The sequence below is a fragment of the Microbacterium meiriae genome (assembly GCF_025143875.1).
GTDB classification, from domain to species: Bacteria; Actinomycetota; Actinomycetes; order Actinomycetales; family Microbacteriaceae; genus Microbacterium; species Microbacterium meiriae.
This window is the reverse complement of the sequence record NZ_JAMBDU010000036.1, coordinates 1-17,242: the sequence shown is the minus strand read 5'-3', so window position 1 is coordinate 17,242 and position 17,242 is coordinate 1. Positions and strand designations below refer to the sequence as shown.

The 17,242-nt window shown below is 70.8% G+C and carries 15 protein-coding genes; 5 read left to right on the top strand and 10 right to left on the bottom strand.

Translation table 11 applies throughout. The annotated features are described in order from the left end of the window. Positions 1–85: 85 nt before the first annotated feature. On the bottom strand, positions 86–1,348 hold the full coding sequence (locus tag M4D53_RS16395) for an HNH endonuclease signature motif containing protein (RefSeq protein WP_259955097.1): 1,263 nt from the start codon (positions 1,346–1,348) through the stop codon (positions 86–88). A 169-nt stretch (positions 1,349–1,517) separates the two neighbouring features. Here M4D53_RS16395 and M4D53_RS16390 point away from each other — a divergent pair, with 169 nt between their 5' ends. Both M4D53_RS16390 and M4D53_RS16385 read left to right on the top strand, forming a co-directional pair. After that, positions 1,518–2,321 (top strand): MerR family transcriptional regulator, encoded by an 804-nt coding sequence (locus tag M4D53_RS16390; protein WP_259955096.1) that lies wholly within the window; start codon positions 1,518–1,520, stop codon positions 2,319–2,321. A 32-nt stretch (positions 2,322–2,353) separates the two neighbouring features. Further along, positions 2,354–2,962 (top strand): HAD-IA family hydrolase, encoded by a 609-nt coding sequence (locus M4D53_RS16385; protein ID WP_259955094.1) that lies wholly within the window; start codon positions 2,354–2,356, stop codon positions 2,960–2,962. A gap of 41 nt (positions 2,963–3,003) precedes the next feature. Here the strand turns inward: M4D53_RS16385 and M4D53_RS16380 are convergent, their stop codons facing one another. Further along, on the bottom strand, positions 3,004–3,465 hold the full coding sequence (locus M4D53_RS16380; RefSeq protein ID WP_259955092.1) for a DUF3817 domain-containing protein: 462 nt from the start codon (positions 3,463–3,465) through the stop codon (positions 3,004–3,006). Between the two features lie 114 nt (positions 3,466–3,579). Here M4D53_RS16380 and M4D53_RS16375 point away from each other — a divergent pair, with 114 nt between their 5' ends. Further along, a complete protein-coding gene (locus M4D53_RS16375) occupies positions 3,580–4,515 on the top strand; it encodes a helix-turn-helix domain-containing protein (protein WP_259955090.1) in 936 nt (311 codons plus the stop codon). A gap of 150 nt (positions 4,516–4,665) precedes the next feature. On the opposite strand, the gene M4D53_RS16370 is transcribed toward M4D53_RS16375, so the two are convergent. Beyond that, positions 4,666–5,862, bottom strand: a complete 1,197-nt coding sequence (locus M4D53_RS16370) for an MFS transporter (protein WP_187662658.1) — start codon at positions 5,860–5,862, stop codon at positions 4,666–4,668. A 250-nt stretch (positions 5,863–6,112) separates the two neighbouring features. Between M4D53_RS16370 and M4D53_RS16365 the strand changes: the two genes are divergently transcribed. After that, entirely contained in the window at positions 6,113–6,985 is an 873-nt protein-coding gene (locus M4D53_RS16365) for a serine protein kinase RIO (RefSeq protein ID WP_259955088.1), read from the top strand. 9 nt (positions 6,986–6,994) lie between these two features. Here M4D53_RS16365 and speB read toward each other — a convergent pair whose 3' ends face one another. The 4 genes from speB to M4D53_RS16345 are packed head-to-tail and all read right to left on the bottom strand — an operon-like array spanning position 6,995 to position 12,655. Further along, a complete protein-coding gene (gene speB / locus M4D53_RS16360) occupies positions 6,995–7,942 on the bottom strand; it encodes an agmatinase (protein WP_259955087.1) in 948 nt (315 codons plus the stop codon). Positions 7,943–7,974: 32 nt separating this feature from the next. Further along, positions 7,975–9,591 (bottom strand): thiamine pyrophosphate-binding protein, encoded by a 1,617-nt coding sequence (locus M4D53_RS16355; RefSeq protein WP_259955086.1) that lies wholly within the window; start codon positions 9,589–9,591, stop codon positions 7,975–7,977. 10 nt (positions 9,592–9,601) lie between these two features. Next, positions 9,602–11,269: an amidohydrolase gene (locus tag M4D53_RS16350; RefSeq protein WP_259955084.1), complete on the bottom strand. Its 1,668-nt coding sequence runs from the start codon at positions 11,267–11,269 to the stop codon at positions 9,602–9,604. 42 nt (positions 11,270–11,311) lie between these two features. Further along, on the bottom strand, positions 11,312–12,655 hold the full coding sequence (locus tag M4D53_RS16345) for an MFS transporter (RefSeq protein WP_259955082.1): 1,344 nt from the start codon (positions 12,653–12,655) through the stop codon (positions 11,312–11,314). Positions 12,656–12,873: 218 nt separating this feature from the next. Here M4D53_RS16345 and M4D53_RS16340 point away from each other — a divergent pair, with 218 nt between their 5' ends. Further along, positions 12,874–13,770: an Lrp/AsnC family transcriptional regulator gene (locus M4D53_RS16340; RefSeq protein ID WP_187662664.1), complete on the top strand. Its 897-nt coding sequence runs from the start codon at positions 12,874–12,876 to the stop codon at positions 13,768–13,770. Between the two features lie 579 nt (positions 13,771–14,349). On the opposite strand, the gene M4D53_RS16335 is transcribed toward M4D53_RS16340, so the two are convergent. The 3 genes from M4D53_RS16335 to M4D53_RS16325 are packed head-to-tail and all read right to left on the bottom strand — an operon-like array spanning position 14,350 to position 17,220. Then, positions 14,350–15,327, bottom strand: a complete 978-nt coding sequence (locus M4D53_RS16335) for a serine hydrolase domain-containing protein (protein WP_259955080.1) — start codon at positions 15,325–15,327, stop codon at positions 14,350–14,352. Between the two features lie 19 nt (positions 15,328–15,346). Continuing rightward, positions 15,347–16,264, bottom strand: coding sequence for a carbohydrate ABC transporter permease (locus M4D53_RS16330; RefSeq protein WP_259955078.1), 918 nt, complete (start codon positions 16,262–16,264; stop codon positions 15,347–15,349). Further along, positions 16,264–17,220, bottom strand: a complete 957-nt coding sequence (locus M4D53_RS16325; protein ID WP_259955077.1) for a carbohydrate ABC transporter permease — start codon at positions 17,218–17,220, stop codon at positions 16,264–16,266. The genes M4D53_RS16330 and M4D53_RS16325 overlap by 1 nt, the downstream gene beginning before the upstream one ends. Positions 17,221–17,242: the final 22 nt, after the last annotated feature.

Genomic DNA, 17,242 nt, shown 5'->3' with positions numbered 1-17,242 from the left:
GTCGCGATGGCTCAAGTGTACGCCGGGGTCGAAAAGCTGTCAAATGAACTTGATATGAACAGGCTCAAGTTTTCCCGCCGGGCGGTCAGAACGGCGCGTCCGTCGATCCTTCGGCGAAGGTGACGGTGTTCGACGGCGGCGGGCGGTCGATGTATACCCTCCCCGTCGGACTCGTCCAGGCATAGAGGCCGTCGCCACGCGACTCGACATGCCAGGCGGACTGATGTTTCAAGACATGATGTCGACGGCACAGATGGCCGAGATTCGAGGCGGACGTCTCCCCGCCCAGCGCGGCGTCCCGGTGGTGATCGATGTCGCACTCCGCGGGCGGATATCCGCAACCGGGGAAGCGGCATCGCTGATCTCGGGCCCGCAGGTGGCGTCGCAGTTCCGCGCTCGGGCGATACCGGTCGACGGCGAGGACGGTGCCCGTCACGGGGTGCGTGAGGATGCGATCCCATCCGGAGGCAGCCCCTGCCAGCCTCCGTGCCGTGGCGGGGTCGATCGGGGTGCGCCCGTCGAGTTCCGCCGGCGCCCGGCCACGGCCGAGGAGGGTCATGACAGGGACCGTGATCGCGACCGTGGGGACGATGGCGGCCAGGGTGCCGTCATGATCATCATGGCCGGCCGGCGCACCGGTGAGGAGGTCGAGCGCGAGGTCGGCCCGGGACTGGGCGATGGTTCGCAGGTCCGTCGGGTCGTCGCCGGCCTGCGTGGTCGTGGCCATGGTGGTCAACCGGTCGAACACGCCGTGCATCAGCGCCGCCGGCCCCAGAAGTCCGAGCTCAGCCATCCCGTCAGGGGCATCCCGTACCCACACGCGCCGCCGCTCACGGGCATCCTCGTGACGGTCCGCGAGGGTATGCGGCTGAAACTCCTCCGCGGCCCGGCGCGCCATGCGCGCGACCCGGTTCGGCGCCTCGCTCTCGGCGAAGGCGATCATCCGCGCGGAGAAGGCGTCGCGATCCGCCTCGTCTTCGAGGTGCGCACCTGCCTCTGCGATGACGCGGGCTTGCTGGGCGGTGACCTGCCCCGCGCCCCATGCACCCCACAGCCGCGGAAAGCGCTCGACGATCCAGACCGCATCGGCCATCCGCCGCTGCACCGTCCTGTCGCTCGCCCGCAGCGCGGCAGCGAACTCGGCCGCGACCGTGCGCACGCTCAGATCCGCGCCGTCCGGATGGGCGGCCTCCGCCGCGACCTCCACGGCCAGGCGCGACCCCAGCGCCAGGATCCCGTCCCGCGCGGCCTGCAGTCCATTGATCGACCGCTCGACACCGACGAGCATCTCGGTGAGCGCTCGGAGCGCCTCCACCTGCTCGATCGTCGCGTCCGCCAGTCCTGTCATACCCCGAGTGAAGCAGGGACCACCGACATTGAAACCCCAGTTCAGGTGGAGTAAACGATATGCCGGGATGCAGTGCGCGCCACGGCGATCACGCCGAGCCCGGTCCGCCTCGGTGGCCGCGAGCCGACATGCTTGACTCTCACACGGTGTCAGACGGGAGAACTGAGACATGTTGTCCATCGGAGCGTTCGCGCAGATCGGCCAGGTGACCCACCGGATGCTCCGGCACTGGGACACGGCCGGGCTGCTCGTCCCCGCCCACGTGGACGAGTTCACCGGCTACCGGTCGTACGATCCGGCGCAGCTCGAGCGCCTGCACCGGATCGTCGCCCTGCGTCAGCTCGGCTTCGGTCTCGACGACATCTCGGCGATCCTCGCCCAGGGCGTCGACGCCGACCGGATCGCGGCGCTTCTGCGCGTCCGGCGCGCCGAGGTGGAGCAGGAGCACCGGCTCGCGGCCGCGCGACTCGTCGATGTGGAACGGCGCCTCCACCTCATCGAGAAGGAGAAGCATATGTCGCAGATCGAGATCGTCCAGAAGCCCCTCCCCGCCGTGCGTCTGGCCGCCGTCCGCTCCGTCGTCGCCGAGCAGCCCGCGGTCGCGGAGGTCGTGGGACCGGCCTTCGACGCCGTGGCAGAGGTCATCGGAGACGAATGCGGCTCTCTCACCACCCCGATCGCCCTGTACCGGACGCAGCCGGACGGGATGGAGGTCATCGCCGGGTACTCGTATACCGGTCCGGCCGCCGACGGGATCGAGATCGTCGAGCTCCCCGCTGAGGAGGACGCGGTCTGCGGGGTGCACCTCGGCTCGATGGAGCGGATCGCCGAGAGCTGGCACGCGATCCACACCGAGGTCGTCGCGCGCGGCCTCATCCATGCCGGGCCCTGTCGGGAGCTGTACGTCCGCGCCGTGGGAGACGACCAGTCGGACTGGGTCACGGAACTCCAGCAGCCCGTCGCGCGCCGCTGACGAGGCGCACGACCTGCGGGCAGGATGGGGGCATGATCCGTGCCGTGCTCTTCGACCTTGACGGGGTCGTCCGTCACTTCCTCCACGACCCCGACCTGGAGGCGCGGCACGGACTTCCGGCCGGGATGATCGCCCACATCGCGTTCGCGTCACCGTTGATCGACGCGGTCACCACGGGGAACCTCACTCGCGAGGAGTGGATGGTCCGAGTCGGCGAGGCCGCGGGATCCGCAGCCGCCGCGCGGGAATGGGGACGCACACCGTTCGCCGCCGACCCGGACGTGCTCGCGCTCGTCGACGAGCTGCGCTCCCACGGGATGATGTGCGCCATCCTCACGAACGGCACGGACACCATCGCCGAGGAGCTTCACGACAGCGGCATCGCCGCGCACTTCGATCGCGTGTTCAACTCCGCGGACATCGGATACGCCAAGCCGGATGTCCGGGCGTTCGGACACGTGGTCGCCGACCTCGCCATCGCGCCGGAGGAGGTCTTCTTCCTCGACGATTCGCCGGGGAAGCTCAGCGGCGCACGGACGCTCGGCATGACCACGCACCACTACACGGGAGTCTCCGCGTTGCGCACCGCTCTCGACGCCGCCGGCGTTCCCGGCGCGACGGCATCGACGCCGATCCCTTAGGGCGCCACATCCTTCGGGCGTCGCGCCGTTCGGGATCGGGGTCACTTGCCCCCGGGCGGGCCGACCAGCAGGAGGATCACGTACAGCGCGACGATTCCCACGACGAGCAGCACCGCGAGCACCCAGGGGCGACGCAGGAACCAGCGCATCAGGCGGTCGTACCAGCGGTGGTCACGCGGGTCGTCGGTGGCGTCGAGTCGCCAGTCGCCTCGGAGACGGTCGGTGCGGTGCAGCCAGACCTCCATGGGGATGGTCGCGTACGGGACGACGGCGCTGAGGACCGCGAGCACCCCGACCCCCGGGTGCCACCGCTGGTTGAGCGCGACGAGGACGGCGGTCGCGGCATAGGCGAGGAACACGAACCCGTGGATGCCGCCGCCGACCGTCACCACGACTCCGGGGGCTCCGACGGCGCGGGCGATGATCGCGGCGATGAGGATGGTCCAGGTGATCGCCTCCGCGATCGCGAGGACACGGTACAGGCGGCCAGGGGTGCGGAACACGGAACTCCTCGGGTGGGGTACCCCTCCAGCGTATCCCGCTTCGAATCGCCCACTGTGCCCCATCCGCCGCCGGAATGGAGCAAGGTGAGCAACTCGAAGGGGAATAGGGGGACGGTGGTCGGCGTTGCCGAAGGCATGGTGACGGTGGATGCGGATGCGCTGTCCTCTGTGCTCGGCACGGTGGACCTGCGCGTGGGGATCGCCCGTCGGGTGCAGCTGGGCCGCGGGGGACTGCTGCCGCTGGCTCCCGGCCGGATCACCCTCGTCTACATCGCCGACGGCGCCGTGCATGGGCATCCGCCTCTCGGCACCGGCTGCCGTCTCGACGTGGACCGCTCGTCGCAGCAGCTCACACTCGAGGAGCCCGGCCGCCGAGACCGCCTCGTCACCGGCGATGCCTTCCTGCTGCTCCGCGGCGACACCTTCGCACTGGAGGCCGCCGTCGAGACTGCACTCCTCGTCGTCGACATCGAGCTCGCGGACACCGCGTCTCCCCTCCCGGCACTCCTGCCGCCCTTCCTCACGGTGACAGGGTTCGACGCGCTGGAGCCGGCCGCCGCCGCCCTCGCCGAGAACATGGGGATCGTCGACGCGGCCGCGTGCCCCGTGCGCCAGGGCGACCCGCTGATCTGCCGGATGATGGCGACCACCGTGCTGCTCTCGGTGATCCGAGCCTGGGCGGCCAACGGCTGTGCGCCCGCCGGATGGCCCTCGCTGTCGAAGGACCCCTTCCTCGACCGCGTCGTGGACGCCATCCACGAGCAGCCGGGCCGGGACTGGACCGTCGAACGCCTGGCCGCTGTCGGCGCCATGTCACGGTCGGCCTTCGCGGAGCGGTTCCGTCTCGCCGTCGGCCGCTCCCCCGCCGACTACGTCACCGAGGTGCGCATCGACGCCGCGAAGCGGATGCTCCAGGCCGGGCATTCCGTGTCGAGCGTCTCGCGCGAGCTCGGCTACGCCTCGGACGAGGGTTTCAGCCGCGCGTTCCGTCGCCGCACGGGCATGACCCCGTCCTCCTGGCGCGGCTCGCACTCCCTCGTGCCTGCCTGATCTGCCTGATCCCACGACCTCGCCCCAGCCTCGGGGCGGGCACGACTTCGGAGACCCGGGGCGACACGCCGACTCCGAAGCCCGAGGCGACGGCGTGTCGGCGGCCGGCTCCGAAGTTGTGCCCGGGCAACCAGGGGTCAGGAGCAGGGGTCAGGAGCGGGAGCTGCGGCGGTTGGAGAGGCCGAACAGCACGGCGCCGGCGAGGAGCGAGACCGCGCCGATCGTGTAGACGAGCTCGACGCTCAGGGTGTCGACGAGGAGCCCACCGACGCCGGCCGCGAGCGTGATCGCGCCCTGGAATCCGACGACCACGAGGCTCCCCCCGGCCTCCAGGCGGTCCGGCATGCGGTGACCCACCCAGGTGTTCACGACGATCAGCCACGACGAGAAGAAGAAGCCCCAGAGGAGCACGACGGCGCCGATGCCGATGATCGATCCGGAGAAGAGCACCATCGACAGCACGGCGGCCGAGATCACCAGCGGCGCGAACACCGCGAAGAAGGCGAAGGAGCGGTCGATCACGAGGCCGATGGAGAGGTTACCGAGAAGGCCTCCGACACCGAACAGCGCCAGCAGCACGACGATCGTCGAGGCGTCCACGTCCGGGATGCGCTCCAGCGCGAGGCGGACGTAGGTGTAGGCGAGGAAGTGGCCGAGCACGACGAGGACGTGTCCGACCATGCCGAGGCCGATGCCGGGCCGCCGTACCGTGTCGACGAGCAGACGGAGGCTCGACGCGCGCTCGGCCGGAACGGTCGGCAGCGCCCACCGCAACGCGACGGCGAGCACCACCATCAGCACTCCCGCGATCGCGAACACGGCACGCCAGTCGACGACCTCGCTCAGCATGACCCCGAGCGGCACTCCGGCGACCGTGGCGAGGGAGACCCCGGCTGAGGTGAACATCACCCCGCGACCGAGATGCTCGGGCCCCGCGAGCCGCGCGGCGACCGTGATCGACATCGTCCAATAGGCGCTGATCGCCGCCCCCAGCAGGAACCGCGCCAGCAGCACGACGACGAGGTTCGGCGCGATCGCGACGATGAGGTTCGACACGGCCGCGGCGAGCGCCATCCACACCAGCAGCGATCGGCGGTCCAGCCGGGGGAACACGAGGCCGACGGTCGGAGCGACGAAGAGTCCGACGAGAGCCGTGACGGTGACGGTCTGCCCGGCCTGCCCGGGGGTCACCCCGAGGCCGTCCGCCATCTCGGTGAGCACCCCGTTGGGGAGGAACTCGGCGGTCACCAGCAGGAACCCCATCACCATGAGGGCGATGAGCCCTCCGTAGCGGATGCGATCGGCGCGGGTCGTCGGCAGGGTCGGGACGGGGGCGGTCGTGGTCATGCTTCCAGACTCGCAACGGGAACGGGGCCGCGCCCGACCGGTCGTCCGCCGCATCCGACCGATCGTCCGGCCCTGGACAACCTCCGATCGGACCCCCTAGGCTCGACGACGCACCGGGAAGCGCCCGGGAAGCCCGAGCGAAGGAGGCGATGAGATGAACGCTGTCGTCGTCGCGCCTATCGCCGACCACCTTCCCTTCGAGGCCACCCGCTCCTGATCGCCGCGTGGCCTCCCTTCCCGGAGCCACACCGTGACCGAATCCCCCGCTTCCTCGGAAGCCGCGTCCTTCGACGCCACCTCCTTCGATTCCCTCGAGACCGCCCTCTCCTTCGCCGAGGTCGAGCCCGGCGCCAACCAGCGCTGGACGACCTGGCCGTCATCTACCCCCACCGAACGCGGGCCGGAACCGCGCCCCGCGTGGGTCGTGACCTCCGCCGGCGCCCTGGACACCGAGCTCGGCATCCTGAAGACCGGCAAGGAGGCCGACGTGTTCCTGCTGGAGCGCGCCGTGCCCGACGACCCGACGCAGCGCACCCTCCTCGCCGCCAAGCGCTACCGCGGCATCGAGAACCGGAGCTTCCAGCGCTCCGCGGTCTACACCGAGGGACGCAGCACGCGGAACACCCGCGACACGCGCGCCCTCGCCAAGAAGACCGCCCACGGGCGGGAGGTCGCCGCAGCCCAGTGGTCGCTCGCGGAGTTCGAGGCCCTGTGCCGGATGTGGGAGCGCGGCGCCCCGGTCCCCTATCCCGTGCAGGTCAGCGGCACCGAGGTGCTCATGGAGTTCCTCGGCGACGACCGGGGCATCGCGGCACCCCGGCTCGCCCAGGTGCGCGGGTCGAACGCCGAGATGCAGGAGTACTTCACGCAGGTGGTCGAGCTCATGCGGGTCTTCGCCGCCGCGGGCTTCGCGCACGGCGACCTCTCCGCCTACAACCTCCTCGTGCACGAGGGGCGTGTGCGGGTGATCGACCTGCCGCAGATCGTCGACGTGATCGCGAATCCGCAGGGCCTCGACCTCCTGCACCGCGACTGCGTCAACGTGTGCGACTGGTTCGCACGGCGACGGGTGGAGTGCGACGCCGAGGCCCTGTTCGCGGACCTCCTCGGGACGCTGTTCTGACCCCGGGTGTCAGGAGGCGAGTCGGGCGGCGAGAAGGGTCACCAGCTCGTACACGACGTGGCTCGCGGCGATCCCGGTCATCTGGGCGTGATCGTACGCGGGCGACACCTCCACGACGTCGGCGCCGACGATGTCGCGGTCGCGCAGCGCCCGGAGGATGCGCAGCAGCTCGCGACTCGTGAGCCCTCCCGCCTCGGGGGTCCCTGTGCCGGGCGCGTGCGCGGGGTCGAGCACGTCGATGTCGATCGAGACGTACAGCGGCTTGTCCCCGATGCGGGTGAGGATGCGGTCGATCGCGGCCTCCACCCCGTGCTCCTCGATGTACTCGCTGGAGACGATGGAGAAGCCGAGGCGCTCGTCGTCCTCGAGGTCCTGCTTCGAGTACAGGGGTCCGCGGGTGCCGACGTGGCAGCTCGCGGTGAGGTCGATCAGCCCCTCCTCGCTCGCGCGGCGGAAGGGGGTGCCGTGCGTGATGGGGGCCCCGAAGTAGGTGTCCCACGTGTCGAGGTGGGCGTCGAAGTGGAGGACCGCGACGGGTCCGTGCTTCGCGGCCACCGCCCGCAGCAGGGGAAGGGCCACGGTGTGGTCGCCGCCGATCGTGACGAGGCGCTGCACCTGCTCGCCGAGCGCCAGCGCCGCGCGCTCGACCTCGGTCACCGCCTCGGTGAGGTCGAACGGGTTCACCGGGATGTCCCCCGCATCCACCACCTGGGCGAGCTGGAACGGCGACACGTCCTGCGCGGGGTTGTAGGGCCGCAGCAGCCGGGACGACTCCCGCACGTGGGACGGGCCGAAACGGGTGCCGGGACGATAGCTCACGCCGGAGTCGAACGGGATGCCGATCACGGCGATGTCGGCGCGCGGCACGTCCTCGATGCGGGGCAGGCGGGCGAAGGTGGCGATGCCGGAGTACCGCGGGTTCACGGAGGCGTCGACGGGGCCGATGTTGTCGGTCATTTCTCGTTCCTGTTCGTCGGGAGGTGTGGGTCTCAGAGGGCGTGCTGCGGGATGTGCACGAGCTGCACCCCGCCGTCGGCGATGGCCGCGCGGATGCTGGGGGCGATGTCGGCGCGTGATGCCACCCGTCGCCCGGTCGCCCCGAAGGCGGTGGCGAGCGCGGCCCAGTCCGGCTGCACGAGGTCGACGCCGACCGGGGTCATGCCCCGGTCGAGCTCGTTCTGGCGGATCTCCGCGTATCCGCCGTTGTCGACGCACACCACGGTGACGTCGAGGCGCTGCTCAACGGCGGTGACGAGCTCGTTCACGCAGAACATCAGAGCGCCGTCACCGATGACGGTGACGACCGGGCGTTCGGTCTGCGCGACGGCCGCGCCGATCGCGGCGGGGAGGCCATAGCCGAGCGTGGCGTAGGTCGGCGTGTAGAGGAGGGAGTGCGGCTGCTCCTGCCGCAGCACGCTGCCGAGCGCCATGTAGACGATCTGGGAGGAGTCGCCGGCGACGATCGCATCGGCAGGGAGGGCGGTGGCGATGATCTCGGCCAGCGCGACGGTGTCCGGCGCGGTCTCCCGCGACTCGGCCTCGATCGCGGCCCGCTCGGCCGTGAGGTCGCGGGTGGGACGGGCGGGGTCCGGCAGCAGGGGCAGGAGGGCGTCGGTCACGGCGGCGGCGTCCCCCGTGAGAGCGACCGTCGCGGTGAGGTTCTTGTCGCGCTGCTCCGGGGAGATGTCGATGCGGATCACCGCACCGCGCGCCTCGAGCCGCGGTGCCCAGAGCTCCGCCTCGCCCAGCTTCGAGCCGATCACGAGGAGCACGTCGGCGTCCTCGGCCACGGCGCGGGCGGCGGCCAGACGCAGGTTCGATCCGAGCGACAGCGGATGCCGCTCGTCGAGCACGGCCTTGCCGTTCAGGGTCGTGAGCACGGGGGCGCCGAGCCGCTCGGCCACCGCGACGATCTGGTGCGCGGCGTCCACCGCGCCCCCTCCGGCGACGATCACCGGGGTGCGGGCGGCGGACAGCAGTCGGGCGGCCTCGGCGAGCGCGATCGGGTCTCCGGAGATGCGGTCGGGCATCGACCGCGGCCTCCGGTCCTCCGCGGGCACCTCGGCGGTCCCCTCCAGCACGTCGAGCGGGATCTCGATGTGCACGGGTCGGGGGCGGCCGGTGCGGAAGAGGTGGAACGCGTCGTGCACGGCCTGCACCGCCTCCGCCGCGGACGACACCCGCCGCGACCACTCGGCGATCGCACCGACCATGGCCGTGGCGTCCTTCGTCTCGTGCAACGTGCCGACGTCGGCGAACTCCGCCCCGAGCGGCACGCCCGGGGACAGGACGATGAGTGGTCGCGACTCGCAGAACGCGGTGCCGATGGCGCTCATCGCGTTCTGCAGGCCGGGACCGGAGGTGGTGATCACCACACCGGGAAGGCCGGTCTGCTGGGACCAGCCGTCGGCGCCGTACCCCGATCCCTGCTCGTGGCGGTTCGTCACGGCGCGGATGCCGAGGTCGGCGAGGGGGCGGTAGAACTCCAGGTTGTGCGTGCCGGGGATGCCGAAGATCGCAGTGACCCCGTAGCCGCGGATGGTCTCCAGGACCGCGCGGCCCGCGGTGTCGGCGTACCGGTCGTCTCCGCTGATGTCGGTGCTCATCGTGTCATCGTCACATCGCGTGACGACGGACGCCGTCGACCCAGGTCTCACGGACCTCGATCGCCGCGATCTCCTCGGCAGGCACCGCGAGCGGGTCGCCCGAGAGCACCGCGAAGTCGGCGTACTTGCCCGGCTCCAGCGAGCCGAGGTCGTCCTCCCGTCCGATCGACACCGCGCCCTCGATCGTGTGCGCCCGGAGCGCCGCGATCGCGGAGATGCGCAGGTCGTCCGGGCCGAGCCGGTGTCCGCGGCGGGTGACCCGGGTGACCGCGGTCTGGATCGCCTCCAGGGGGATGGGCTCGGCGACCGGGGCATCCGACGAGATCGTCATGGGCACGCCGGCGCGCTCGAACTCCCCGAGGGGGTTGAAGCGCTCGCCGGGGGTGCCGATGGCCTCCTCCACGCCTTCGCCCCAGTTGAAGTAGTGCTGCGTCTGGTTGACGGGACGGATGCCGGCGACCGCCATCCGCTCGATCTGTGCGGGCGTGGGCAGGCCGCAGTGCTCGATGCGGTGCCGGGCGTCGGCGTCCGGACGCTCCGCAAGGGCCGCCTCGACCGCCGACACGACCATCTCGATCGCGGTGGGCGACTGGGCGTGCGTCGCGGTCTGCAGCCCGGCCGCATGCGCCTTGCGGACGAGCTCCGCGTAGTCGGCGGGCTCGTGGTAGAGCTGGCCGGTGCGGCAGGGGTCGCCGACGTAGCCGTCCGGGAAGTACGCGGTCCAGCCGCCGAGGGTGCCGTCGGCGTAGAACTTGATGCCGGCGAAGCTCAGGTGCGCGTTGCCGAACTGCCCGACCAGCCCCATCTCCAGCGCCTCGTCGAGCAGGTGCGACAGCAGATACATCGACACCCGAAGCTCGAGCCGCCCGGCCTCGGCCAGCCGCAGGTACATGTCGAACTCGCGCCGCGTGACCTGGCAGTCGCCGATCGAGGTGACGCCGCCCGCGAGGAACCGCTGCGTCGCCGCGTCGAGCTGCCGCAGGTGCTCCTCCGGCTCGTCCGCGAGGTGGAAGTTCGGGCCGTGATGGCCGATCTTCACCCCGTGTACGCCGGTGAGGATGTTGCACGCCGCATCCGAGAGTTCACCCGTCAGCTCACCATCGGCGTCGCGGAAGAACTCGCCGCCGTCCGGGTTCGGGGTGTCCCGGTCGACGCCGTTGAGGTCGAGCGTGTACGAGTTCACCACGCCGCCGTGACCGGAGGCGTTCATGAGGTACACCTCGCGGTCGGCGGCCACCTCGTCGAGCTCGAAGCGGGTGGGATGCCGCTTCTCGGCGAGGTTGCGCTGCTCGTAGCCGTAGCCGCGAACCGGGCGTCCGGCGGGGAGGTCGGCGGCCGCGGCCTTCAGCAGGGCCACGATCTCCGGGATGCTCCCCGCCTTCTCGGGGCCGCAGTCCACCCACGTCATCATCTGCCCGAACATCAGCGGATGCGCGTGTGCGTCCACGAAGCCGGGGACGACGACCGCCTCCCCCAGGTCGACGCGCTCCGGGGTGAGGCCCGCCCGCGCCGCCACGTCCTCGCACGCCGCCGCCGTGCCGAGGGCGACGATGCGCCCCCGGTCGGTCAGCATCGCGGTCGCCGTCGTGTCGGAGGCGTCCGCCGTGTGGATCGCCCGCGCGGTGATGAGGGCGGGAGCGGCCTGGGCCGAGCGGTCGAAGGGAGTGAGCTTTCTCATGGGGAGCCTGTTCGCGGTGGTGTCGTACGGGGAAGGGGCCGGTCAGGGCAGGCGGTTCGCCGTGGTGTCGGTTCGGGCGGTGAACGAGGCCGTGACCGGAGCCTCGTCGGAGTGCTGCGGCGCGAGGCGCGTGCAGATCCCGGCGATGACCGCCATGCCCACGAACATCGCGATGACCGACCAGACGCTCCCGGTCCAGGCGATGAGCTGGGTGGCGAACCAGGGCGAGAACCCGGCCCAGATCGCAGCTCCGACACCGTAGGCCAGCGCGATCGACGTGTAGCGGGCCTGCGGACGGAACATCTGCGCGAGGATCGCCGCGATCGGCGCGTAGGTCGCGCTCATCGCGATGCGCACCAGCGAGGCGAAGAGGAAGATCAACGGCTCCACGCGTCCGGGCATCAGCAGCAGGAAGGGCGCGAAGGTCAGCACGGAGGTGATGAGACCGATGTACATGACGTTCTTGCGGCCCCACTTGTCGCCGAGCCAGGCGACCGGCAGCGTCACCACGAACTCCACGAACGAGGCCAGGGTCATCGCGTCGAGGATGACCTGCTCGCTGATCGCGATGGGCTCGCCGGTCGCGTAGGCGGTGGCGAAGGTGGTGGCCAGGTAGTAGCCGCCGGTGGAGATGGGCAGGATGCCGATGCCGAGGAGGATCGGCTTCCAGTTGACACGGAGGGCGAAGGCCAGCGGCATGGACTGCTTGCGACCCTCGATCTTCTCCTCGAAGACCGGCGACTCCTCGACGCGATACCGGACCCAGAGGCCGACGGCGATCAGCACGATGGACAGCAGGAACGGGATGCGCCAGCCGCCGTCGATGATGAACGTGTCGCCGCCGCGGGCCATGATCGCGAAGATGCCGGAGGCGAGGAGGGCACCGGCCGGGTTGCCGAGCTGGGTGAAGCCGCCGTAGAAGGTCTTCGACTTCTCGGGAGCGTGCTCGACGCTCATGAGCACCGCGCCGCCCCATTCGCCGCCGACCGCGAGGCCCTGGATGGCGCGGAGCAGGATGAGGAGGATGGGCGCGAGGATGCCGATGTTCTCGTACGTCGGGAGGCAGCCGACGAGGACGGTCGCCACGCCCATCAGCAGCAGCGTGATGACGAGCGAGACACGCCGGCCGAGCTTGTCGCCGATGTGCCCGAAGACGATGCCGCCGAGGGGGCGGACGAGGAAGGCGACCGCGAACGTCGCGAAGGCCGCGGCGGTCTCGGCCAGGGGGTCGTCGCTCGGGAAGAACAGCGGGCCGAAGACGAGGGCGGCGGCCGTGGCGTAGACGTAGAAGTCGTACCACTCGATGGTGGTGCCGACGAAGGCGGCGATGCCGGCGCGGCGTGCGCGGCTGTGGACGCCGCTTCGGGGGGTGGGGGTAGTGGTCATGGACCCGCTCCTTCGCGGATGGTGTCGGATAGCGAAGGATGCTACGGAGGTGGAGCACCGTGAGCAAGGGCAGAACTCCAGCCGTACGCGTCATTCACTGGAGGTCTGTCGACAGTACCGCGCACAGCGGGCCTTCCTCTCTGCCTCAACGCGCTCTACGCTGAGGTTCTGCACGGACGACCGTGCACTGCGGGGAAATCGACGGAATCGGATCGGACATGGACTTCGACGCGGAACTCATCCGGGCGCTGCAGGAAGACGGCCGCGCCAGCATCCTCTCCCTCGCCGAGCGCGTCGGCCAGTCCCGCGCCATCGTGGCGGCACGCCTGCGCACCCTGCTCGGCGACCGCACGGTGCGAGTGGTCGCGGCCGTCGACCCGGTGTTCCTCGGCCAGCACGTCCTCGCACACGTGTCGATCCGGACCGACGGCGCCGTCGAGGTGGTCGCCGAGCACCTGCGCGACATGTCCGAGACCGTCCTGGTGTCGGCGGTCGGCGGCGCGCACGACATCGTCACGGAGGTGCGGGTGGGGTCGATGTCGGAGCTCCACGACCTGCTCGCGCGCATCCGCGGGAGCGCCGGGGTGCTCGACATCAACACCATCATCTACTCGACCGTGATCAAGGGGTTCTTCGTCTCGGAGTACCACGGCGGGGTGACGCTCGACGGGATCGACGAGGCTCTCATCGAACTCCTGCAGACCGACGGACGGATGAGCTTCCGTGCCCTCGGCGAGCAGGTGCGACTCTCCCCCAGTGCTGTCGCCACCCGGGTGCAGCGCCTCATCGACGCCGGGGTCATCAAGATCAGCGCCGTGGAGGCCCGCGGGCTCGCGCATCGACAGCTCTCGATGGGCGTGGGCATGACGCTCGGAGACGACGACGAGGCCGTGATCGACGAACTGCGGCGGGGGCGCGGCGTCGACTTCGCCGCGCGGACGCTCGGTCGGTTCGACGCCGTCGCGACCCTCGTCGAGCCCTCCGCCGGAGCCCTGTACGCAAGTCTCGAGCGGCTGCGCGCCCTCCCCGGCGTGACCCGGATCGAGGCGTGGCTGCACCTCGCGGTGCTCAAGGAGGACTACGCCCGCACCCTCCGCCCCCTCCGGACGGACTGACCCCGCCCCGTCCCTTCCCCTTCCCGCCCGGTCCCGCCCGGGATCAAAACCGCGCCTCTTTCCCCCATCCCCCGCACGTTTCTGCACACCCACCGCGGGGTGTCCCCCACGCGGGATGAAAACGGAGCCTCGGGAGGCGCGTGGAGGACCCTTTTTGATCCGGCGCCCTCCGCACTTCCACCGGGAGGGATTCTCGGTGCGGGATGGAAAACGGGCGTCGGGAGGCGCGGTGAGGGGCCTTATCGATCCCGCAGGTGGCGCGGCGGGACCGACCTCAGCCATCTCCAACTCAGCTCCCCTCCGCCTTCCCCATCGCGCACGGCCCATCCGCCCCCGATCCCGGGATCGAAAACGCGCCTCCCGCTCGCGTCCCGGGCACGTTTCTGCACTCCCACCGGGAGGGGTTCTCGGTGCGGGATGAATAAAGGGCGTCGGAAGGTGCGGGGAGGGGCCTTGTCGATCCCGGGATCGAGGGGCAGCACCGGGGCGGGACGGGGCGGCACCGGGGCGGGACCGGGCGGGACCGGGGCGGGACCGGGGTGAGACCGGGGCGAGACCGGGAAGGGGCGGGGCGGGGGGTCAGGGGGCGAGGGGGGCGAGGAAGGCACGGCGGACGGCGGCGACGCCGGCGTCCTCGCGCGTGGGATGCACGCGGTTGAGGAGCAGCACGCCGTAGCCACCGGTCTCGGGGACGACCGCGAAGCACGTGCCGGTGAAACCGGTGTGGCCGACCGCATCGAGGTCACCCATCCACGCGGCATCGCGCACGCGCAGACCGATCGCCTGGCCGTAGCCGGCGTCGGCCTGGATCGACGGGGTCGTCATCCCGCGGAACGACTCCCGTGACAGCACGCGCCCGTGCGGCCCCTCGCCTTCATCGCGCAGGAGACGGGCGAGAGCGGCGACATCCGCCACCGTGCCGAACAGTCCCGCGTGGCCGGCGGGACGGCCGAGCGCGTGGGCGAGCTCGTCGTGCACCTCACCGCGCACGTTCCCGCGATGCGGCTGCGTCTCCGTGGCGACCGCACGCTCCCGCTCCGGAGCCATGGTCAGCGACGCGGCGCCGATCCCCGTGGCCACCTCCGCCCAGAGCGCCGCGAGCGGCCGCCCGGAGACCCGTTCCAGACAGTCTCCGGCCGTGATGTACCCGACGTCGGAATACAGGTGGCGAGCGCCCGGCTCGGCACCGAGCGCCCGACCCCGCACGCGGGCACGCAACTCGTCCCCGCGCACGCCCTCCCGCCACTCGCGCCCCTCCGCCGGCAGCCCGGAGGTGTGGGTGAGGAGGTGTCGGAGGGTGATGCGCTCCGCTCCAGCGCCACTGCCCACCGTGAGGACGCGCTCGACGGGCTCATCGAGGTCGAGCACCCCCGCGTCGACGAGCCGCAGGGCGGCGATCGCGGTGAAGACCTTCGTCAGCGATGCGAGATCGAACAGGTGCGCGGCGGTGAGCGGAGCGGGGTCGTCGTGCGCCGGCGACCCGAGGAGCTGCAGCTCTTCCGCTCCCCCGGCGACCGCCCGCACCGACGCCCACGCCGAGCCCGGGGCTCCGTTCACCACGATCCGCCCGCGGCCGTCACTTGCTCATGCCGGAGGTGAGGCCGTTGATGATCTGCTTCGTCGCCAGCAGGAACAGCACCACGAGCGGGATGGTGGCGATCGTGAGTCCGGCGAACAGCTGCGGCCAATCGGTCGAGTACTCCCCGAAGAACCGGGTCAGGCCCACGGGGAGCGTGTACGAGTCGCGGTCGCGCAGCAGGATCAGCGGGTAGAAGAAGTCGTTCCAGACCGGCACGAACCGGAAGACGATCACCGTCGCGAGCGCCGGGCGCACGAGCGGCAGCAGGATCTGCAGGAACGTGCGCAGCGGTCCGGCGCCGTCGATGCGCGCGGCCTCCTCCAGCTCGATCGGCAGTGCCCGGAAGAACACCGTCAGCACGAAGGTGGTGAACGGGATGCCGAGGGCGCCGTAGACGAGGATGAGGCTGAAGACGTTGCTGGTCATCTTGAGCGCGTCGAGCAGATAGAACAGCGGCAGGATCGCCAGGTGCACCGGCAGCATGAGGCCCGAGAGGAACACGGCCTCGATCCCGCGGAAGAACTTCGCCCTGGCCCGCGCGAAGGCGTAGGCGGCGAGCACCGAGACGACCGTCGTCACGATGACCGACCCGACCGTGACGGTGATCGAGTTGATGAAGTACGTGTCGAACGAGGCGGTGATCCACGCGTTCTGGAAGCTCGTGAACGTCGGGGGGACGGGAAGTCCGAGCGGCTCGGTGGCGATCTGCTGCTGCGTGCGCAGGGAGTTGTTGACCATGAGCAGCAGCGGACCGATCGCGACCAGCGCGTATCCCCACAGGAACACGTTGGCGAGGAGGCGGCCCACGAACGGGGTGTCGTTCGTGCGACGGGAGCGGCGCCGCGGGGCGGAGGGCCGGCCGGAGACGATCGCCTCGGTGGTCGGCTCCTGACGGGTGTCGAGGGCGGTGCTCATCAGAACAGCTTTCGTTCGGCGCGGCGCATCGTCGTCGTGATGACGACGGAGATGACCATGATGAAGATGAACAGGACGGTCGCGAGGGCCGAGGAGACCCCGATGGAGTTCGGGTTCCCGGACTCGAACGCGGTGCGGTAGAAGAGCAGCATCATCACGTCGGTGGAGCCGGCGGGAGCGCCGTTCGACCCGGCGAGCGCGAACGGGATGGCCATCGCCTCCATGCTGCCGATGAAGGTGAGCACGGTGATGATGCCGATCGTCGGGGTGAGCATGGGCAGGGTGATGTAGCGGAACCGCTTCGCGGCCGTGGCGCCGTCGAGCGACGCCGCCTCCTCGATCTCCTCGGGGATGCCGCCGAGGGCGGCGCCGTACAGCAGGATCGGGAATCCGATCCACTGCCAGGCGCTGACCAGCACGATGACCCAGATCGCGAGCTGCGGATCGCCGAGCCATGGCAGCGCGAGGCTCTCCAGGCCGACGCCGCGGAGGATCGCGTTCACCGGGCCGAACAGCGGCGACAGCATCAGCGACCACAGGTAGCCGATGACCATCGGGCTCACGAGGTAGGGCAGGGCGAAGATCGTCTGGAAGAACCGCTTGGTGCGCTTGCGGCGGTGCAGCAGGGTGGCGATGCCGAGGCCGAGCGAGTTCTGGAAGGCCAGGGCGCCGGCGAAGAGCAGCAGGTTGTGGCCGAACGCGTTCCACATCTCGGAGGCGTAGGGCTCCTTGGTGAGGAGCGTGAGGTAGTTGCCGATACCGGCGAATCCACCCTGCTTGGTGCCCTGCCAGTCGAAGAACGAGTAGCTGAGCGCGGCGAGCATCGGGTAGAGGATCAGCACCGCGAAGAGCACGGCGGCCGGGAGCACGAGCAGCGCGGCCGTCGGCGTCGACAGCGCGATGCCGGTGCGGGGGCGCCGGCTCTTCGGCGGGCGCACGGGGAGGGTCAGAGCCATGGGGGGTCCTTCGCTCGTGGGG

What these genes read in the sequence shown, in the direction of transcription:
- M4D53_RS16325 (WP_259955077.1), bottom strand. Translation starts at nt 17,220, where the DNA reads ATGGCTCTGACCCTCCCCGTGCGCCCGCCGAAGAGCCGGCGCCCCCGC.
- M4D53_RS16385 (WP_259955094.1), top strand. Translation starts at nt 2,354, where the DNA reads ATGATCCGTGCCGTGCTCTTCGACCTTGACGGGGTCGTCCGTCACTTC.
- M4D53_RS16330 (WP_259955078.1), bottom strand. Translation starts at nt 16,264, where the DNA reads ATGAGCACCGCCCTCGACACCCGTCAGGAGCCGACCACCGAGGCGATC.
- M4D53_RS16345 (WP_259955082.1), bottom strand. Translation starts at nt 12,655, where the DNA reads ATGACCACTACCCCCACCCCCCGAAGCGGCGTCCACAGCCGCGCACGC.
- M4D53_RS16340 (WP_187662664.1), top strand. Translation starts at nt 12,874, where the DNA reads ATGGACTTCGACGCGGAACTCATCCGGGCGCTGCAGGAAGACGGCCGC.
- speB (WP_259955087.1), bottom strand. Translation starts at nt 7,942, where the DNA reads ATGACCGACAACATCGGCCCCGTCGACGCCTCCGTGAACCCGCGGTAC.
- M4D53_RS16390 (WP_259955096.1), top strand. Translation starts at nt 1,518, where the DNA reads ATGTTGTCCATCGGAGCGTTCGCGCAGATCGGCCAGGTGACCCACCGG.
- M4D53_RS16370 (WP_187662658.1), bottom strand. Translation starts at nt 5,862, where the DNA reads ATGACCACGACCGCCCCCGTCCCGACCCTGCCGACGACCCGCGCCGAT.
- M4D53_RS16350 (WP_259955084.1), bottom strand. Translation starts at nt 11,269, where the DNA reads ATGAGAAAGCTCACTCCCTTCGACCGCTCGGCCCAGGCCGCTCCCGCC.
- M4D53_RS16355 (WP_259955086.1), bottom strand. Translation starts at nt 9,591, where the DNA reads ATGAGCACCGACATCAGCGGAGACGACCGGTACGCCGACACCGCGGGC.
- M4D53_RS16395 (WP_259955097.1), bottom strand. Translation starts at nt 1,348, where the DNA reads ATGACAGGACTGGCGGACGCGACGATCGAGCAGGTGGAGGCGCTCCGA.